At 45.4% G+C, this 280-nt stretch carries 1 tRNA gene and 1 rRNA gene; both read right to left on the reverse strand.

Annotated features, from left to right (window positions below):
• Positions 1–123: 123 nt before the first annotated feature.
• Positions 124–196, reverse strand: a tRNA-Val gene (locus UB32_RS16975).
• A 12-nt stretch (positions 197–208) separates the two neighbouring features.
• Positions 209–280 (reverse strand): 5S ribosomal RNA (gene rrf / locus UB32_RS20900); the annotation flags it as partial.

Below are 280 nucleotides of genomic sequence, written 5' to 3' on the forward strand. Positions count from 1 at the left end.
AATTGAGCTACACCGGCGTTATTAAAGAAACTATTTTCAATAGTGCGAAAAACATTAAGGAAGATATTTTCACATCGCGAAAAGTTAAGGAAGATTATTTTCGCTAACGCGAAAAAATCTTGATGGAGGATGACGGGATCGAACCGCCGACCCTCTGCTTGTAAGGCAGATGCTCTCCCAGCTGAGCTAATCCTCCACATATATATATGCCTGGCGGCGTCCTACTCTCACAGGGGGAAACCCCCAACTACCATCGGCGCTGAGAAACTTAACTTCCGTG

The sequence above is a fragment of the Mesobacillus subterraneus genome, assembly GCF_000934845.1.
GTDB lineage: Bacteria > Bacillota > Bacilli > Bacillales > Cytobacillaceae > Mesobacillus > Mesobacillus stamsii.